At 33.2% G+C, this 17354-nt stretch carries 21 protein-coding genes; 9 read left to right on the top strand and 12 right to left on the bottom strand.

Translation table 11 applies throughout. The features are described 5' to 3' along the window. Nucleotides 1-145 precede the first annotated feature (145 nt). The 3 genes from B3C18_RS23545 (at nucleotide 146) to B3C18_RS23555 (ending at nucleotide 3126) form a co-directional block, all read left to right on the top strand. Nucleotides 146-1561: a hypothetical protein gene (locus tag B3C18_RS23545; protein ID WP_291152602.1), complete on the top strand. Its 1416-nt coding sequence runs from the start codon at nucleotides 146-148 to the stop codon at nucleotides 1559-1561. Nucleotides 1562-1668: 107 nt separating this feature from the next. Further along, complete coding sequence (locus B3C18_RS23550) at nucleotides 1669-2007, top strand: T9SS type A sorting domain-containing protein (RefSeq protein WP_291152605.1); 339 nt, start codon at nucleotides 1669-1671, stop codon at nucleotides 2005-2007. Between the two features lie 138 nt (nucleotides 2008-2145). Further along, entirely contained in the window at nucleotides 2146-3126 is a 981-nt protein-coding gene (locus tag B3C18_RS23555; protein WP_291152608.1) for an acyl transferase, read from the top strand. A gap of 67 nt (nucleotides 3127-3193) precedes the next feature. On the opposite strand, the gene B3C18_RS23560 is transcribed toward B3C18_RS23555, so the two are convergent. Together B3C18_RS23560 and tyrS are read right to left on the bottom strand one after the other, a co-directional pair. After that, entirely contained in the window at nucleotides 3194-3538 is a 345-nt protein-coding gene (locus B3C18_RS23560) for a hypothetical protein (RefSeq protein ID WP_291152611.1), read from the bottom strand. A gap of 161 nt (nucleotides 3539-3699) precedes the next feature. Next, the gene (gene tyrS, locus B3C18_RS23565) at nucleotides 3700-4995 is read right to left on the bottom strand and encodes a tyrosine--tRNA ligase (protein ID WP_053472483.1); all 1296 of its coding nucleotides are present in this window, start codon (nucleotides 4993-4995) and stop codon (nucleotides 3700-3702) included. 153 nt (nucleotides 4996-5148) lie between these two features. Here tyrS and B3C18_RS23570 point away from each other — a divergent pair, with 153 nt between their 5' ends. Beyond that, on the top strand, nucleotides 5149-6150 hold the full coding sequence (locus tag B3C18_RS23570) for an NAD-dependent epimerase/dehydratase family protein (protein ID WP_291152615.1): 1002 nt from the start codon (nucleotides 5149-5151) through the stop codon (nucleotides 6148-6150). A gap of 3 nt (nucleotides 6151-6153) precedes the next feature. Here the strand turns inward: B3C18_RS23570 and B3C18_RS23575 are convergent, their stop codons facing one another. From B3C18_RS23575 to B3C18_RS23585, 3 genes are read right to left on the bottom strand one after another with little or no spacing between them, the layout of a single operon-like run. After that, a complete protein-coding gene (locus B3C18_RS23575) occupies nucleotides 6154-6642 on the bottom strand; it encodes a DUF4296 domain-containing protein (RefSeq protein WP_291152617.1) in 489 nt (162 codons plus the stop codon). Between the two features lie 9 nt (nucleotides 6643-6651). Beyond that, complete coding sequence (locus tag B3C18_RS23580; RefSeq protein WP_291152620.1) at nucleotides 6652-7992, bottom strand: dihydroorotase; 1341 nt, start codon at nucleotides 7990-7992, stop codon at nucleotides 6652-6654. 9 nt (nucleotides 7993-8001) lie between these two features. After that, nucleotides 8002-8727: a polyprenol monophosphomannose synthase gene (locus tag B3C18_RS23585; RefSeq protein WP_073485429.1), complete on the bottom strand. Its 726-nt coding sequence runs from the start codon at nucleotides 8725-8727 to the stop codon at nucleotides 8002-8004. 107 nt (nucleotides 8728-8834) lie between these two features. On the opposite strand from B3C18_RS23585, the gene B3C18_RS23590 reads away from it, so the two are divergent. The 4 genes from B3C18_RS23590 to B3C18_RS23605 all read left to right on the top strand — a co-directional run bounded on the left by B3C18_RS23590 (nucleotide 8835) and on the right by B3C18_RS23605 (nucleotide 11359). Then, nucleotides 8835-9503 carry a DUF4271 domain-containing protein gene (locus B3C18_RS23590; RefSeq protein WP_291152624.1) on the top strand — a complete coding sequence of 223 codons (669 nt, stop codon included), beginning with the start codon at nucleotides 8835-8837 and terminating at the stop codon, nucleotides 9501-9503. A gap of 14 nt (nucleotides 9504-9517) precedes the next feature. After that, the gene (locus tag B3C18_RS23595) at nucleotides 9518-10267 is read left to right on the top strand and encodes a uroporphyrinogen-III synthase (protein WP_041518659.1); all 750 of its coding nucleotides are present in this window, start codon (nucleotides 9518-9520) and stop codon (nucleotides 10265-10267) included. Nucleotides 10268-10564: 297 nt separating this feature from the next. Next, complete coding sequence (locus B3C18_RS23600) at nucleotides 10565-11035, top strand: Lrp/AsnC family transcriptional regulator (RefSeq protein ID WP_007811264.1); 471 nt, start codon at nucleotides 10565-10567, stop codon at nucleotides 11033-11035. A gap of 48 nt (nucleotides 11036-11083) precedes the next feature. Next, complete coding sequence (locus B3C18_RS23605; RefSeq protein WP_291152634.1) at nucleotides 11084-11359, top strand: hypothetical protein; 276 nt, start codon at nucleotides 11084-11086, stop codon at nucleotides 11357-11359. A gap of 120 nt (nucleotides 11360-11479) precedes the next feature. On the opposite strand, the gene B3C18_RS23610 is transcribed toward B3C18_RS23605, so the two are convergent. From B3C18_RS23610 to B3C18_RS23620, 3 genes are all read right to left on the bottom strand, one after another. After that, nucleotides 11480-12166 carry a zinc metallopeptidase gene (locus tag B3C18_RS23610; protein WP_291152651.1) on the bottom strand — a complete coding sequence of 229 codons (687 nt, stop codon included), beginning with the start codon at nucleotides 12164-12166 and terminating at the stop codon, nucleotides 11480-11482. A 101-nt stretch (nucleotides 12167-12267) separates the two neighbouring features. Then, entirely contained in the window at nucleotides 12268-12903 is a 636-nt protein-coding gene (locus B3C18_RS23615) for a response regulator (protein WP_291152636.1), read from the bottom strand. Next, on the bottom strand, nucleotides 12896-14908 hold the full coding sequence (locus B3C18_RS23620) for a tetratricopeptide repeat-containing sensor histidine kinase (RefSeq protein WP_291152638.1): 2013 nt from the start codon (nucleotides 14906-14908) through the stop codon (nucleotides 12896-12898). Before B3C18_RS23620 ends, B3C18_RS23615 begins: the two co-directional genes overlap by 8 nt. A gap of 166 nt (nucleotides 14909-15074) precedes the next feature. Here B3C18_RS23620 and B3C18_RS23625 point away from each other — a divergent pair, with 166 nt between their 5' ends. After that, nucleotides 15075-15473: an MmpS family transport accessory protein gene (locus B3C18_RS23625; RefSeq protein ID WP_291152640.1), complete on the top strand. Its 399-nt coding sequence runs from the start codon at nucleotides 15075-15077 to the stop codon at nucleotides 15471-15473. 67 nt (nucleotides 15474-15540) lie between these two features. Here the strand turns inward: B3C18_RS23625 and B3C18_RS23630 are convergent, their stop codons facing one another. The 4 genes from B3C18_RS23630 to B3C18_RS23645 all read right to left on the bottom strand — a co-directional run. Further along, on the bottom strand, nucleotides 15541-16134 hold the full coding sequence (locus B3C18_RS23630) for a hypothetical protein (protein ID WP_291152642.1): 594 nt from the start codon (nucleotides 16132-16134) through the stop codon (nucleotides 15541-15543). Continuing rightward, nucleotides 16121-16594, bottom strand: coding sequence for an RNA polymerase sigma factor (locus B3C18_RS23635; RefSeq protein ID WP_291152644.1), 474 nt, complete (start codon nucleotides 16592-16594; stop codon nucleotides 16121-16123). Before B3C18_RS23635 ends, B3C18_RS23630 begins: the two co-directional genes overlap by 14 nt. A 3-nt stretch (nucleotides 16595-16597) precedes the next feature. Beyond that, nucleotides 16598-16828, bottom strand: coding sequence for a hypothetical protein (locus B3C18_RS23640; RefSeq protein WP_291152646.1), 231 nt, complete (start codon nucleotides 16826-16828; stop codon nucleotides 16598-16600). Between the two features lie 15 nt (nucleotides 16829-16843). Continuing rightward, the coding region (locus B3C18_RS23645) for an alpha/beta fold hydrolase (protein WP_291152648.1) at nucleotides 16844-17354 on the bottom strand (511 nt) is incomplete at its 5' end.

Genomic DNA, 17354 nt, shown 5'->3' on the forward strand with positions numbered 1-17354 from the left:
TTTTTTGCGCACAACACAAAACTCTTAACATTTTCTTGACATTTAAGATATTGTATAGTAACAGTATTGTAATGATTAGCTAACACTTAAAAAGGATTCCCTAGCTAATTTTGTCTGCAAAGAAATAAAACTTTAAACATCAATTATGAAAACTAAATTATTTGCTTTAGCCCTTTCTATTGGCTTATTATTTTCATCATGTAGCAGCGACGATGACAGTCCAGCTCAATTCACGGTAAATCCTTTGACAGGAACTGAAAGCATCGTTGTAGGAGGAACTACAACTTTTAGCAGTACAACTACAGGCGGTACTTTTTCTAGTGGTACACCAGCTGTTGCTACTGTAGCACCTACAACTGGAGTTATCACAGGAGTTTCTGTTGGTACTTCTGTTATTACTTATACTGTACAATCTGTTTCTGTAACAAGAACTGTAACTGTAACTGCAACTCCTGTTGCAACTGGAGAAATTACTGGTCCAATTACAGCTAATAAAACTTATGCATTAGGAAACTATACTTTGAAAGGTGTGGTAAAAATTAATTCTGGTGTAACATTAACTTTCGACGCTGGTTCAACTATTACAGTTGATAAAACAACTGGAGATAATGCTTTAGTAGTTTTAAACGGTGGAAAATTAATCATTAATGGTACAGCTGACAAACCAGTAGTATTTACTGAAAAATCTAAAATCGCTGGTTCTTGGGGTGGTATCATCATGTACGGTGATGCTCCAATCAACGCTATCAACGGTGTTAAAACTTCAACTTCAGAAGATGGAAACGCTTTACCTTACGGTGGAACAAATGATGCTCACAATGGTGGTTCATTAAAATATGTAAGAGTTGAGTACGCTGGTTCTAAATTAGCTGACGGAACTAAAGAATTAAACGGATTCTCATTCTACTCTGTAGGATCAGGAACAACTTTAGATCACTTAGTATCTTACAAAGGTGCTGATGACGGATTCGAATTTTACGGAGGAACTGCAAGTTTAACTAATGCTATTTCTTATGACAATACTGATGATTCTTTTGACTGGCAAGATGGATGGCAAGGTCAAGCTAATACAAACTGGTATGCTCACCAAAATGCAAAAGGAAACTATGGAATCGAAATCGAGTCTTCTAAAAACAATAATGCTTACTACCCTAAAGTTACAAACATTACTTTAAAAAGAACTGCAGGTACAACTCCAGAAGCAGTTGGAGATGTTCAAGTTGATGCTTTTCAATTCAAAAATGAAGGTAATGGTGATTTCAGCAACATTATAATCGATGGTTACGGAGATTATACTGAAGCTTCTAAAGTATACACTGGAGCAGCAGTTAAAATTCAAGATGCTTCTACAAATACTAACCAAGTAAATGGTGGAAAAATTAAAATCACTAAAGTTAAAATCACTAACACTTCTAAAAATGTTTTAGGTGTAGTAGTAGGTGCTTGGGATGGTGTTGTTACTTTCCCTGCTGCAAATTTCGTAATTGACGCTACAGCTACTGGTGCTTCTTTAACAGCTGGTGCTTGGGCAACAGTTGACGGAGTTGATTTGACTAAATAATAGTTAGAAAAAATAAAATGTTAAAAACATCCTAAATTATTAGGATGTTTTTTTTTGGCGTAGTTTTTGTAATTTTTTTTGTATATTTACTTACACAAACAAATGCGATGGCAAAAAACTACTTTTATATTACATTCTTATTGGCTTTTTTCTTTACTGTAAGTGTCTCGGCACAAGACAGTAAGCAATTACCAAAAACTCAAGACGCTACAGGTATTGAGGGACTAAGCTTGTACCCTAACCCAGTTACCAGCGGAAGAGTATATATTTCTTCTAAAAATGATCTGGAAAAAGAAATAATCGTTTTTGACATATTAGGGAAAAAAGTACTGCAGACGCATTTAGCTTCCAGAGAACTTAGCGTTGCAGATTTAGTTCCAGGCGTTTATATCATAAAAATAAGCGAACAAAATGCCTCCTCAACCCGAAAACTTATTATTCGATAAATATAAAAAGCTCCTTTTTGGGAGCTTTTTTAGTTTTCAGCCTCAGTCGCAGTTTTCACTTTATACAATGTAGCAAAACTGGCAACTGAAAACCGAGACTGAAAACTAAAAAATAAATATCTTTGCACAAAAAAAGTTTTGATTACAGCCAGCGATATATTTACGATTTCAAGCCATAAACAATTTGAAAAAACAGCATTAAAAGTGTTTCGCTTTCAGTATGCGAATAATGCGGTATATCGTGATTTCTGTGATTTTTTAAAGACAGATGTTCAGCAGGTAAAATCATTACAGCAAATTCCTTTTTTACCTATTCAGTTTTTCAAAAGCCACGATGTGGTTTCTAATGAAAACCCTGCTCAGGTAACTTTTACCAGCAGCGGTACAACCGGAATGATCACCAGCCGACATTTAGTGACCGATGTTTCCTTATATGAGGAAAGTTACCGCAAAGGTTTTTCTCAATTTTACGGCAACATCGAAGATTATGTTGTTTTAGCCCTTTTGCCGTCTTATTTAGAACGCGAGGGATCTTCGCTTATTTATATGGTCGAAGACTTGATAAACCTTTCCAATCAACCCGAAAGCGGCTTTTATTTACACAATCACGACGACTTAATTAAAAAGCTGACTGAATTAGATGAAGCAGGTCAAAATGTAATTTTAATTGGTGTTACTTATGCCTTATTAGATTTGATCGAAAAACATCAATTCAGCCTTCAAAATACCATTATTATGGAAACCGGAGGAATGAAAGGAAAACGTAAAGAAATGATTCGCGAAGAACTTCATGAAATACTTTGCAAAGGCTTTGGCGTTTCTTCTATTCATTCAGAATACGGAATGACAGAACTTTTAGCACAAGCCTATTCTCTTGGCGAAGGTGTTTTTGAATGCCCTTCATGGATGCATATTTTAGTTCGCGATCCCGAAGATGCCCTTACTTACGTCAATGATGGAAAAACGGGTGGAATAAACGTAATTGACTTAGCCAACATCAATTCTTGTTCTTTTATTGCAACGCAGGATTTAGGCAAAAAAAATCCCAACAACTCTTTCGAAGTTTTGGGACGTTTTGATAATTCTGATATTCGTGGCTGCAACTTAATGGTTCTTTAATGTTTAATCGTTTATTTGTTGAAATCGTTTAATCGGTTTCAAACTCGATTAAACAATTAAAAAAAAACTAATTTTCTTCCGTTACGCCAATACTATCTATTCCTTCTTTTCTAGACAATTCTCTTTCTTTTTCGCCTTTACTTTTTAATAAACTGTAAACGCCATAACACACTAGTCCTCCTAAAAGAACAAAAAGCAAATTCCATCCAATACTATTATAATTTTCATCATTTACACCCTCCACACCATTAATAAAAACAACACAAGCTCCATATATAACACCAGCGACAAGAGTGGTTCCATAATAAGACGCTAATCCAATAAGAGCATAAGTCCATTTGTTCTTATTATATTCATTAGCTAAGTCGCTAAACGATTTCCAAATCCAATAAATAAATACAATTCCTATCATAAGTTTATTTTTTTAAGTGATAAACATACTAAAAATATCAGTTGATTATAATGTTAAAATAAAAAATCCCAACAGCTTTTTCAAACTATTGGGATCTATATAATATGTTCTAATTTTCGGAAAATCGATTAAACAATTAACCGATTAAACAGTTAAACTTCTTAAACTACTCTAATTACAAAATAATTTTTCTTTCCACTTTGCAATAACACAAATTGATTGTTGATCAAATCATTTGTACTTAAAACAAAATCTTCTTTTATTTTTTCTCTGTTTACAGAAATAGAATTCGCTGTTAAAGCTCTTCTCGCCTCTCCGTTTGATTTAAAGAAACCCGTTTTTTCGTTTAAAACTGAGATAATATCCAATCCGTTTTCTAAATCTGCTTTTGCGATTTCAGCTTGAGGAACACCGTCAAAAACTTCTAAGAAAGTAGCTTCATCTAATTGTTTCAAATCTTCGGCAGTAGAATTTCCAAATAAAATATTTGAAGCCTGAATTGCTTTTTCTAATTCTTCTTTACTATGAACAAAAATCGTGATTTCTTCCGCCAATTTCTTTTGTAAAATTCTTAAATGCGGTGCAGCCTGATGTTCTGCAATTAAACCGTCAATAGTTTCTTTATCCAGGAAAGTAAAGATTTTGATATATTTCTCTGCATCAACATCTGTAGCATTTACCCAAAATTGGTAAAATTTGTAAACAGAAGTTTTATCAGCATCTAACCAAACATTTCCACCTTCAGATTTACCAAATTTAGATCCGTCAGCTTTTGTGATTAATGGTGTTGTTAAAGCAAAAGCTTTTGCACTTTCTCCACCCATTCTGCGCACTAATTCTGTACCTGTGGTAATATTTCCCCATTGGTCAGAACCACCCATTTGTAAAAGGCAGTTATTGTTTTTATATAAATGATAAAAATCGTATCCCTGAATTAATTGATAAGTAAACTCTGTGAAAGACATTCCTTCACCTTCTCCGTTAATTCTCTTTTTAACAGAATCCTTCGCCATCATATAATTTACCGTGATACGTTTTCCAACTTCACGGGCAAAATCAATAAACGAGAATTCTTTCATCCAGTCATAGTTATTAACCATAATTGGAGCGTTTGCTTCTTTTGAATTAAAGTCTAAGAAACGAGACAGAACACTTTTAATTCCGGCAACGTTTTTAGCCAAAGTTTCTTCGTTCAACAAATTTCTTTCGTCAGATTTTCCAGAAGGATCACCAATCATTCCGGTCGCGCCGCCCACAAGAGCAATTGGCTGATGACCAAAATTCTTTAAATGAACCAATAAAATAATCTGAACCATACTGCCAATATGCAGCGAATCTGCCGTTGGATCAAAACCAATATATGCCGCCGTTACCTCTTTTAGCAATTGTTCTTCCGTTCCTGGCATGCTATCATGGTATAAACCGCGCCATTTTAATTCTTCAACTAGATTCTTCATTTTTAAAATATTTTGCGCAAATATAATCAATGGCAATGGCAATATCAAAAACTTATACCACTAAGGCACAAAGGCGCAAATATTATTAAAAAACAAAAAAACTTTACGCCTTTGTGCCTTTGTGGCAAAAACCAAAAAACTTATCTTTACAAAATGGTATTAGTAACTGGCGGAACAGGTTTAGTAGGCTCACATTTATTGCTTCATTTAATTGAAAATGGAGAAAATGTTCGGGCAATTTACCGAACCGAAAACAATATTCAAAAAACAAAATCGGTTTTTGAATTGTATAAAAAAGCTGATTTATTTGAAAAAATAGAATGGCTTGAAGCCGATATTTTAGACGTTCCTTCTTTAGAAATTGCTTTTAATGATATTGATTACGTTTATCATTGTGCCGCATTTATTTCTTTTGATCCCACAGATGAAGAAATACTCCGAAAAACCAATATTGAAGGAACAGCCAATATGGTTAATTTTTCTCTTGCAAGAGGAATAAAGAAATTCTGTTTTGTGAGTTCTATTGCCGCTCTTGGTGATTTAGCTCCGCATGAAACTTACATTACAGAAGAAACAGATTGGAATCCCGAAAAACCGCACAGCGATTACGCTATTTCTAAATATGGTGCCGAAATGGAAGTCTGGCGAGCTCATCAGGAAGGTTTAGATGTAATTATCGTAAATCCGGGAGTAATTTTAGGCCCAATTCCGAAAACGAAAAGTAAACAGCAGGGAAGTGCAGAATTGTATGTAAAAGTCGCAAACGGACTTCCTTTTTATACACTCGGAAGTACTGGTTTTATTTCTATTGATGATGTTGTAAAAACAATGTATCAATTAATGAAAAGCGATATTAAAAACGAACGTTTTACTTTAATTACAGACAATGTTGTTTTTAAAGATATTCTGGACACCATTGCCGATGTTTTAAAAGTTAAAAAACCGCATCTTCACGCAAAACCTTTTTTAATGAATTTCCTTTGGATTGCAGACGGAATATTTTCGACTTTATTTTTTCAAAAAAGAACCATTACAAAAGCGACTGCAAAAGCATCTTATTCCAAGAATCTGTATTCTAATGAAAAAATAAAAACCGCTCTGAGAACGGTTTTTTTAGATGTACATCAATACATAAAAGACATTTCAAAATTATAAACCTTATCTTCTAGGTGGTTTTTTCATCTGTCGTCTTATCGAATCGAGATTTATTTGTTGTTTTGAAGTTTTTTTGATTGAATCTTTTGAAGTTTTTGGAGCTTCTTTAAGTTTCTTTTTGGCTTCTTTCGCTGCTTTTTTATTTTCAATAGTAACAAGAGAATCTGCTGCTCTCTCGGCTACTTTTAATCGTTTGCCTACTTCATCAAACATATCTTTGTAGTTCTCATAATCTGCGGCATAATACATATTATTTTGAGCAAACTGAAGACTGTCAACTTTATATTTTTTTAAAATGAATTTCGTTGGGCTCGTTTCTGTAGAATCTAACAATTCATGATGCTGGTATTTCATTGCTTCCAGAAGAGACAAATCATACATAATATCAATCATTTTATCTTTCTCAATAAGTTTTGCAGGCTGTTTTACAACCTCCTTTTTACAACTTACAGAAAGAAACAAAACCAATAGTATTACTAAACAATTCTTCATTTCAGCTTTTTATCTATCAAACAATAATCGTTTTCCGGCGCGGATATCTTTTACTTTAAAGTTATTGTAAACCAATTCCCCGTTTACAAAAGTATGCGTAATTCTAGATTTAAAAGTATAATTTTCAAAAGGCGACCATCCACATTTTGCAAGGATATTTTCTGGTTTTACGCTCCATGGCAAACTTGGATTTACAATTACTAAATCAGCAAAATAACCTTCTTTAATAAAACCTCTTTTTTCGATTTTGAAAATCTTAGCTGGATTATGACACATTTTCTCCACGATTTTCTCCACGCTGATTTTTCCCTGATGATGCGCTTCAAACATTGCCACAACAGCGTGCTGTACAAGCGGGCCTCCAGAAGGTGCTTTTAAATATGATTGCTGTTTTTCTTCTTTAGTATGCGGCGCGTGATCTGTTGCAATAACATCAATTCGGCCGTCATTTAAAGCTTTCCAAAGTTCAGCTCTGTCGTGTTCTGTTTTTACAGCAGGATTCCATTTGATGAAATTTCCTTTTGTTTTGTAATCTTCATCGGTAAACCAAAGATGATGTACACAAACCTCAGCCGTAATTTTTTTATCTTCTAATGGAATTTTATTGGTAAACAACTCCATTTCTTTTGCTGTAGAAAGATGAAAAATATGCAAACGTGCTCCTGTTTTCTTTGCCAAAGCCACCGCTTTTGAAGAAGAAAGATAACAAGCCTCAGCACTTCTAATTAAATGATGCGCCGTTACCGGAATATCTTCACCATATTTTTCTTTGAATTCTGCTAAATTGTTCTGAATTGTAGTTTCATCTTCGCAATGCACTGCAATTAACATTGGAGTACTTGAAAAGATTTTTTCTAAAGTCTCTTCTTTGTCAACCAGCATATTTCCTGTTGAAGAACCTAAGAAAATCTTGATTCCCGCAACATTTTTTGGATTTGTTTTTAAAACTTCTTCCAAATTATCATTGGTTGCTCCCATCATAAACGAATAATTCGCAAATGATTTCTCGGCAGCAATTTGGTATTTATCTTCTAATATTTCTTGAGTAACCGCATTCGGAACCGTGTTTGGCTGTTCGATGAAAGAAGTAATTCCTCCTGCAATTGCCGCTCTCGATTCTGATTCAATATCACCTTTATGCGTTAAACCCGGTTCTCTAAAATGAACCTGATCATCAATTGCACCCGGCATTAAATAATTTCCTTCGGCATCAATTACAATACAGTCAGAAGTTTTTAAACTGATGCTGTCTGCAACCTCAACAATTAAATCATTTTCGATCAAAACATCTCCGTCAAAAATAGATCCTTCGTTTACAATTTTGGCATTTTTTATTAAAATCCTGTTCATGTTCTATCTTTATAATGTATTGACTAATTTTTTTAATCGAAGAGAAATCACACCTAGAATTGCTTCTTTAATGATGGCATTACTCATTTTTGAAACTCCTTTTGTTCTGTCTGTAAAAATAATCGGCACTTCTTTTATTTCAAATTTAGCACAATAAGTTCTGTACTTCATTTCGATTTGAAACGCATATCCAACAAACTTTATTTTGTTCAAATTAATTTTCTCTAAAACTTCTCTTTTATAACAAACAAAACCGGCTGTTGCATCGTGAATTTTCATTCCGGTTATAAATTTTACATAAACCGATGCAAAATAAGACATTAAAACTCGGCTTAAAGGCCAGTTTACCACATTTACACCTGTAACATATCGGGATCCAATGGCTAAATCAGCACCTCCGAAGTGGCAGGCATCATATAATTTTTCAAGATCATTTGGGTTGTGCGAAAAGTCGGCATCCATTTCAAAAATAAAATCATATTTATGTTCTAATGACCATTTAAAACCATGAACATAAGCGGTACCTAAACCGGCTTTTTTAGCTCTTTTTTCAAGAAATAATCTTCCCGGATATTCTTCCTGCAATGCAACAACTTTATCGGCGGTATGGTCCGGCGAATTATCGTCGATTATTAGCAGGTGAAAAGATTTATGCTGCGAAAGTACAGCTCTCACTATACTTTCTATGTTTTCAATTTCGTTATAAGTAGGGATTATGACAATACTATCACTCATTTTTTTCTCGGTAATTTCACCGCAAAAGTAAACTTTTTATAGCATTTGGTTCATAATAAATACATAATAAAACTATTGATACAAAAAATTACTAATTTTGTCACGCTATGATTGAACACCTTCATCCACGAATTATTGAAAACAAAGACTGGGCAACGGCTTTATTTGTCCTGACCTTTGCTGTTGTTGCCATGACAAAATCTGCTTATGAAACTCGTTTTTCAGAATTTAGTAAGCTTATTTTTTCAGATAAGTATGCAAAAATTTATCGGGATAACAGCCACATGAAAAGCAGCTTTACGGTTGGGTTATTTTTTGTGCAGGTTATTTCGTTTGCCTTTTTTATTTTGCTAACGATGAACATTTATGATAAAGCTTCAAAAACTGATTATATTTTATTTATTCAGATTGCAACTTTCCTGCTTTATTTTATTCTGGCTAAATACTTAATTGAGAAAATTGTAGCTGCAGCATTCAACATTGACGACTTTGTGGAGCTTTTTAATTTGCAAAAAGTTACTTACAGAACTTATATTGGCGTTTTAATCCTTCCAATCAATGCTATTTTGTTTTATTATGACAATATTTCAACGATTGTACCGCTAGCAACGATAGGCATTTCGCTCTGTATCAGTCTATACTCTTATTTTATTTCAATTAAAACATATCAAAACGTAATAATCGGTAAGTTATTTTATTTTATTTTATATCTTTGCGCTCTTGAAATAGCGCCTTATTATTTTCTTTATTATTGGATAACAAAAGGGAGTGCTTAGAAAATGTTTATAATATGAAAGTGAAAACAATTTTGGTGTCACAGCCTGAACCTAAAGTGGAGAATTCTCCTTACTTTGAGCTCCAACAAAAACACAAAATAAAAATTGATTTCAGACCATTTATTCATGTGGAAGGGGTTAATGCAAAAGAGATTCGATTACAAAAAATCGATCTTAATCACTATACTGCCATAATTTTGACAAGCCGTAACGCGGTGGATCATTTTTTTAGAGTAGCAGATGAAATGCGTTATAAAGTTCCTGAAGGATTGAAATATTTCTGCCAATCTGAAGCTGTTGCATTTTACCTGCAAAAGTATGTTGTGTATAGAAAACGTAAAATTTACGTTGGAGCAAAAGATTTTGCAGACTTATCACCACTTATCAAAAAGTACAAAGACGAAAAGTTCTTGTTACCAGCATCTGATCAATTAAATGCTGATGCTCCTATAACGTTAAACAATCTAAAAGTAGACTGGGCACAAGCTGTTTTTTACAAAACAGTAATGAGCGACTTATCTGATCTTGCAGATGTTTATTACGATGTTTTAGCATTTTTTAGTCCAACCGGAATTAAATCTTTATTTAAAAACTTCCCGGACTTTAAGCAAAACGATACCAGAATCGCCGTTTTTGGAAGCACAACTCAAAAAGAAGCTCTTGATCATGGTTTAAGAATCGACATTCTTGCTCCAACTCCTGAAACTCCTTCTATGACAATGGCTTTAGAAAAATACATCGCAGAAGCAAACAAAGGAAAATAATTCCTTCAAAATATTTAATTTTTTAAAATTCCAAATTCCAACTTTAATGCTGGGATTTGGAATTTTTCTTTTTAGACCTATTTCAACATAAACAACGGTTTCAACCGTTGGGACGCAATCCATTATCTCCCTGTGGTTGAAACCACGGGCTATGTTTTGGAATTTGATGCCGTAGCTTCAGCATAAAAATTGGAATTTGGAGTTTCAACATTGGAATTTTTCTTTTTACATCATTTTAACTACATTTGATTTCTATTCTAAACCCAAATCACAATAAATAGTTTCAAATTATAAGTTATGAAAATCAACTCCCTTTTAATCGAAATTGATGGTATCGATAAAGAAATTCTTAGATACCTTATGGACGATGCCCGAAAACCTATTTTACAAATTGCCAATAAAATAGGCATTTCAGGAGCTGCGATTCATCAGCGTTTAAAAAAACTGGAACAATCGGGAGTAATATCAGGTTCTAAATTTACTGTAAATCCAAAAGTTCTGGGTTATAACACAATGGCTTTTATTGGTGTTTATCTGGATAAAGCTTCAAGAAACTCAGAGGCCGTAAAAGATCTAAAAAAGATTCCTGAAGTTTTAGAATGTCATTATACAACTGGAAACTGGTCTGTTTTAATCAAAATCATTTGTCGCGACAACGAACATTTAATGCAGCTTTTAAATACTAAAATTCAAGCCATAGAAGGCGTTTCGAGAACTGAGACGTTTATATCACTGGATCAGCAAATCGATAGGCAAATACAGCTTTAAAATTTGAAGATGTGTCAATTTGATAATTAGATAATAATTAAAACCTGCATGACAAACATTAGACCTGAAATTAAAACCATTGTCTTTTTCATATCTTATTTTGTATTAGCATTACTAGGAGAAAAAGCGAGTCCGAGTGGTGTCTGCACACCGGGACTTGGCTTTTTATTATTCTTACTCGCAATTCCGATAAGTATAATTTATTCTTTAATTCGGTTTTTCAAGTATCATAAAACAGAGAACAAACAATATTTAAATTCCGTTTTTATAATCTCCGGAATATGGGTTTTGTTATTCATCTTCTTAAGCTTCAATAATTCATAAAAAACAAAACCCGACAGGTTTTAAAAACCTGTCGGGTTTAATTTCGAGTCAGAAATGCATAAAAAATTCCAAACCCAACAGATTTGGAATTTGGAATTTTTAAATTGTAGTTTGTTTTTTTTAGTTCCTTCTACTTCCTGAATAAATCGAGATATAGTACAGCAACGTTGCAATAGATCCTATAGCAGCAACTACATAGGTTCTTGCAGCCCATTTTAAGGCATCTTTTGCTCCTGCTTGCTCTTCCTGTGTCAGCATATGTTTATTTTCTAACCAGGCAAGCGCTCTGTTACTCGCATCATACTCTACAGGCAACGTTATAATGGTAAACAATGTTGTTGCGGCAAAAATCACAATTCCTACCAATAGCAATTGCGGAAACGTTCTAATCATTAAAATTCCTGCCAGCAAAATCCATTGTACATAATTGGATGCGATGCTAACAATTGGTACTAATTTAGAACGCAAAGTTAACCATTCGTATCCTATAGAATGCTGAACCGCGTGACCACATTCGTGTGCAGCAACAGCAGCAGCGGCGGCATTACGATGATTGTAAACTGCCTCACTTAAATTTACCGTTTTATCTGAAGGATTGTAATGATCTGTTAATCTTCCCGGAGTCGAGATAACACGAACATCTGTAATTCCGTTATCAGCCAACATTTTTTCGGCGATTTCAGCACCACTCATTCCGTTTCTTAATTGTAATTTCGAATATAATTCAAACTTGCTCTTGAGCTTTGAACTCACTATCCAGCTGAACAACATAATTGCTCCGGCCAGAATTAAATATCCACTTCCCATATTTTTTACTTTTATTTGATTGATTATTAAAGTTACAAAAGAAACTGCAATTTCTGAACCAAACTCAAAAAATGTCATTTTGGCATTTTACGGACATTTTTTCAATCTAAAAGATTGTTTTTCAGCAACAGCGTAATTAATTCTGCTACATTTTTAGTTTTATATTTCTGAAGAATATTTCGTCTGTGCGTTTGAACCGTTAAGAAACTTAAAAAAAGTTCATCGGCAATTTCCTGAGTTTGTTTTCCTTTTGAAAGTAAAACAGCGATGTCTTTTTCTCTTCTGCTTAAACTGGGAATTGTATCTAATTCTTCAGATAATGGCTGACTCACAATTGTTTTAACCTCATCACTAAAAACAATTTCGCCTTCGATTGCTTTATTTATACAATTTTTAAATTCATCAAAAGAAGCGCTTTTCAAAATATAACCATTGCCGCCATTCTGAATAAACTTCATCACTAAACTTCGTTCAGACTGACTGCTCATCCCGATAATAATTACCCGAGGATATTTCTGTTTAATGGCTTTGCATAAATCTATACCCGTTATTACCGGCAAAAAAATATCGATTAAAACCAAATCTACTTTATTGCTTTCTATGTAATCGAGAAGCGTAACACCAGATTGCATTTTCTCGATTATTTCTATGTTTTCTAAATCAGCTAAGAGTCCTGAAATACCCGAAATCACAATAGGATGATCATCCACCACAACCATTTTATATTTTTTACTCATTTTCCTGATTTTCGTTTATTACATTTAATTCAATATATACTGATGTTCCCTGATTGGGTTTACTTTCAATTTCTAATTTTCCGTTCAGAAATTCTACACGGTTTTTAATATTTTTAAGTCCCATTCCGTTTTTGTTTTTTGGGTCCGAAATATCAAAACCAACTCCATTATCTTCGACTGTAATAAAAAACACATCTTTGTTTTGGGAGCACGAAACCAAAACCTGAGAGGCTTTGGCATATTTTAAAGCATTATTCAACAATTCCTGAATAATTCTGTAAATCATGATTTCGTAATTTTTAGGAAGCCTTGATTTTTTTATCAGATATTGAAATTCAACTTTAGTAACAGCATTAGAATTCGCCGCACATAAATCTCTTAAAGCGTGTTCTAAACTCAATTCTAACAAACTTTCTGGCATTAAATTCTGCGATATATTACGAAGTTCTTTGATCGAATTGTCCAACAGTGCGTCTACTCCATTTACTGTTTCGGCATTTTCTTTTTTTGCCAGGTTCAAATGAATTTTTACACTCGAAAGCATACTTCCCAAACCATCATGCAAATCTCTGGCAATTCTTTTACGTTCCATTTCTTCTCCTTGAATCAAAGCCTTAGAAACCGAAAGTTTATGTCGATCTTCAAAAGCTGACAATTCTTGTTTGAGGTTGATTTCTTTTTGAACGCTTAATTTCTTTTGGTTTTTATTGAAAATCCAGAGAAATAAAACAATCAAAAGCAACAGGAAAGATAAACCTGCAAATAGCAATGAATTTAATCGGTTGCTGTATACCATTAAGGCAGCTTTATCATTTAACGATTGCAGCATCGTTATTTTTTTCTCGCTTTCGGCTTTTTTATATTTTGCTTCAAGCTCTACAATCTCACTTTTAAACTTGGTATTATTGAGACTATCGTTTACTGCATTGTATTTATGCGAATAAAAATAGGCCTTATCATATTCTTTTGTGGCATTGTACACTTTGGCCAATTCGTTATAATAATTCTTTTTATCTACAACAAAAGGAGTATTTTTTAAAAGATATTCTAAGTTCTTTTTTGCCTTTTCATAATTCTTTAATTTAAAAAGCACTTCATATTCGGCAAATTTCAATCGGTTTAAAGCGATGGCATTCAGGTGTTTTTCGGCTGATTTTATTCCTTTTTCATAACTTTCTAAAGCGATTGCATTTTTATTTTGTTTGGCGTAATACAATCCTTCCGAATAAAAATAGGAATCGTTTAAATTTGAGTCCGGGAAATTTTTTAATGTCGAAAATGCTTTATCGAGTACTTTTTCGGCATCATAAAAATGCTTCAATTCTACCAGGTTTTCAGCATTAATAATATAAGTTTCCATTTTTGATTCGGCAAGAGTTGGCGATTTTTTAATGGCTCTTTCAATATAAAGCTGGGCTTCATTTAGATATTCGCTCGCTTTCTCGCGTTCGTTGTTATTCATAAAAATAATAGCAACTGCTTTATACAAACCACTTATAAGTTCATAATCACGACTCTTTTTTGCCGCAGGAATCGCTTCATTAATCAGCAATTTCATATAGGCTTTTTCGTTGTTTTTACGCTGCTGCATAATACCATAGTTCTGCAGGATAATTGCCCTGAGTCGAAAAGCTTCGGTATTATAATATTTTTTCAGCTTTTCGTTTCCGTCAAGCAGTGTTTTTTCAAAACCGTCAACGTCACCTTTTTCTAAGAAGCTATACGAATTGTAAAATACTCCCGCATCGTTTAAGAACGGAAATTTACTTTTTAATTTATTGGCTTGTTCTAAATATTCTTTTGATTTTTTGGCATCCTGAACCATCAAATACAGTTTAGATAATTTAAAACTATACAGGCATTTTATACTATCTGATTTTGTGTTTTTAGTGATTTTAGCAATACTGTCTATATAAACCGAATCATCATCAAGAAAAAGGATTACCTGCGAATGTGAAACAGCAGATGAAAAAAGAAATAATAGCAATAAGTAGATTTTCTTCATAAAATGGTATTTATTCAAATTTATAAATAAAAAAATGTTTGAAAAGGAATTACACCACTTTTACCTGATATCAGGTAATTCAAAATGCATTTTATCAGGTATTGCCATGTCTTTTATAAGCGCCTAATTTTGTTTTAAATGAATGTTAATTAATAAAAAAAATATTATGAAATCAATTTTGAAAACTTTAGCAATTGTATTAACTCTTGCTTTTACAGTAGGATCATGCAGCAGCGATAACGATAATGACTCAAAGGCAGCTTCAAGAGATGTGAAATATGAAATAACTGGAAATTATACAGGAAGTGTGTCTGTATTTTATTTTGAAAAAGGCGGAAATGCATTAAACGAAGATATCACTAAACTTCCATGGACAAAAGAATTTACTGCTGATGCAAAATCTTTAGGAGCGTCATTAAGCGCAAGTGGCCACGGTGGAGTTGCAGGACAACAATTAACTGGTAAAATTTATATTGGAGGAAAACTAGAAAATGAGCTAACTGCTACAGCAACTAGTGATGGAATAATTGTATTACCTCTTACACCTTATGTTTTTCCTCTATAAGTTTTAGGAGTAGAATTTTTATTTTAATTTTGGAAAAAAGGAGCTCCGCATTATTGTGGAGCTTTTTTTATTCTTCCAATTGATGGTTGATCGCTTCAAACTTCTCAATCAATCCATTAATTTTATCTTGTTGTTTTGCAATTTGTTTTGGGCGAATATAAAACCAATTAAAGGCAATCCATAATAAAGTGATTCCGTAGGTTATCAAAGCATAGAAAACAGTCATTCTTGATGCGTATTCATACATATACAGACAAATTTCTGCCATAAGCAAAACAAAATACCAGCTTAATACTTTCGACTGCATGTATTGCTGCTTTTTTCTAATCAAGATTAATTGTTGCAAATATTCCTGATTGGTTTGTGTCGAATCGATATTTTTAAAAGTACTCAATACTCTGTTGTAAACTCCAACATACATTACCATTGCTAAAATTGCTAATATGATTCCGATTTTGGTCGAGATAAATTCAGGCTGATAACGGTACCATATAAAAATTATAAAAGCACTTGTTGCAGCAAGCAAAATATTAGTTCTCCACAATGATCTTAAACTTGCTTTTTTAAACTGTTTTAATCTCGCCAACAAATCTTCGATATTGGGTTTGTTTACGGCTTGTTTCTTCCATAAATCTTTAAAGTCTATATTATTGTTGTCCATTTTCTTTAAATTTTTGAGTCAGTTTTTCTTTAATTCTGTGAATTTTCACTCTAACATTTGCTTCAGAAAGACCAATAATTTTGGCTATTTCGGCTTGCTTTACATCTTCTAATTCCAGCGAAATAATGATACGTTCTGTTTCCGGCAATTCGGCAATACATTGATACAAAAACTGAATTTGCGGTTCTAATGATGTTTGTTTTTCTTCGGTAAGATGATTGGGTAAATCCGATTTAGGGAAACGTTTTTCTTTTTCGATCTGCCTTAAACAATTATTAGATGCGATTCTGAAAATCCAGGTTCCTATACCCGATTCATTTCTAAAAGTTTCCAGCTTTTGCCAGACAATAATAAAAGTTTCCTGAGCTAAATCCTGCGCGACATCATGATCGTTGACAAAACCCATACAAAGCCTGAATATTCTGTCCCAATACGTTTTATAAATAGTTTCAAACTCCATTTATTACGATTTTATAAAATTGTTGATCTGACTTAAATACCACACTTTATCATCATACATTATAAAGTGTAAGCCTTTATTGGCATATTGAAAATTGCCTGTTTTTAAATTTTTATACTGAGCATCAATTGCAGGTTTTAAATTTACAAAATAAGATTCCAGTAAAATTAACGACGGACATTTTATAGCAGCAATTTTATCTCTTAAATCTGTATTAGAGAAATCGCAATACATTTCGGCAAAGGTTTTTCAATCTGATTTTACGCTCCAATCTACTACCATATCCAGTTTCGAAGTATCTTCAAGAAGCCTTGGCATTGTTTTTTTCTGCATATCAGCAAACTGACTATCTGATAATGCCGTCATTTGACTTACCATTGCCGAACAGTCATTATTTTCTTTTGATTTGAATGAAGGATCCATCAACGCACCTAAACATGGTAATGCATCGACCACAACAATTTTACTGATTAATTCAGGATAATCTGCAGCAATTGCCAATGCTAATCCGCCACCCATGCTATGACCAACAATAATTGGTTTTTCTATTTTATTTGCTTTGATATAATCAGCAATTTCGTTTTCCCAATTTTTGAATGTTGCGTTTCCTTGTGGTTTTACTCCGGCAAAACCTGCCATTGTAAAAGTGTAACAGGTAAAATCTTTTTCGAAGTTTGCTTTGGTTTCATTCCACACATCTCCTGAAGAGGCAAATCCGGGAATGAATACTATTGTCTGTTTTCCTTTTCCGGTTTTAAGA

Source organism: Flavobacterium sp. UBA7680 (assembly GCF_002482975.1).
Classification (GTDB): Bacteria; Bacteroidota; Bacteroidia; order Flavobacteriales; family Flavobacteriaceae; genus Flavobacterium.

Bases quoted from the DNA above. Each gene is read 5' to 3' on its own strand.
- B3C18_RS23585 (WP_073485429.1), bottom strand. From the start codon at position 8,727: ATGAGTGATAGTATTGTCATAATCCCTACTTATAACGAAATTGAAAAC.
- B3C18_RS23615 (WP_291152636.1), bottom strand. From the start codon at position 12,903: ATGAGTAAAAAATATAAAATGGTTGTGGTGGATGATCATCCTATTGTG.
- B3C18_RS23560 (WP_291152611.1), bottom strand. From the start codon at position 3,538: ATGATAGGAATTGTATTTATTTATTGGATTTGGAAATCGTTTAGCGAC.
- B3C18_RS23545 (WP_291152602.1), top strand. From the start codon at position 146: ATGAAAACTAAATTATTTGCTTTAGCCCTTTCTATTGGCTTATTATTT.
- tyrS (WP_053472483.1), bottom strand. From the start codon at position 4,995: ATGAAGAATCTAGTTGAAGAATTAAAATGGCGCGGTTTATACCATGAT.
- B3C18_RS23610 (WP_291152651.1), bottom strand. From the start codon at position 12,166: ATGGGAAGTGGATATTTAATTCTGGCCGGAGCAATTATGTTGTTCAGC.
- B3C18_RS23600 (WP_007811264.1), top strand. From the start codon at position 10,565: ATGAAAATCAACTCCCTTTTAATCGAAATTGATGGTATCGATAAAGAA.
- B3C18_RS23620 (WP_291152638.1), bottom strand. From the start codon at position 14,908: ATGAAGAAAATCTACTTATTGCTATTATTTCTTTTTTCATCTGCTGTT.
- B3C18_RS23575 (WP_291152617.1), bottom strand. From the start codon at position 6,642: ATGAAGAATTGTTTAGTAATACTATTGGTTTTGTTTCTTTCTGTAAGT.
- B3C18_RS23635 (WP_291152644.1), bottom strand. From the start codon at position 16,594: ATGGAGTTTGAAACTATTTATAAAACGTATTGGGACAGAATATTCAGG.
- B3C18_RS23590 (WP_291152624.1), top strand. From the start codon at position 8,835: ATGATTGAACACCTTCATCCACGAATTATTGAAAACAAAGACTGGGCA.
- B3C18_RS23630 (WP_291152642.1), bottom strand. From the start codon at position 16,134: ATGGACAACAATAATATAGACTTTAAAGATTTATGGAAGAAACAAGCC.
- B3C18_RS23550 (WP_291152605.1), top strand. From the start codon at position 1,669: ATGGCAAAAAACTACTTTTATATTACATTCTTATTGGCTTTTTTCTTT.
- B3C18_RS23625 (WP_291152640.1), top strand. From the start codon at position 15,075: ATGAAATCAATTTTGAAAACTTTAGCAATTGTATTAACTCTTGCTTTT.
- B3C18_RS23580 (WP_291152620.1), bottom strand. From the start codon at position 7,992: ATGAACAGGATTTTAATAAAAAATGCCAAAATTGTAAACGAAGGATCT.
- B3C18_RS23595 (WP_041518659.1), top strand. From the start codon at position 9,518: ATGAAAGTGAAAACAATTTTGGTGTCACAGCCTGAACCTAAAGTGGAG.
- B3C18_RS23570 (WP_291152615.1), top strand. From the start codon at position 5,149: ATGGTATTAGTAACTGGCGGAACAGGTTTAGTAGGCTCACATTTATTG.
- B3C18_RS23605 (WP_291152634.1), top strand. From the start codon at position 11,084: ATGACAAACATTAGACCTGAAATTAAAACCATTGTCTTTTTCATATCT.
- B3C18_RS23640 (WP_291152646.1), bottom strand. From the start codon at position 16,828: ATGTATTGCGATTTCTCTAATACAGATTTAAGAGATAAAATTGCTGCT.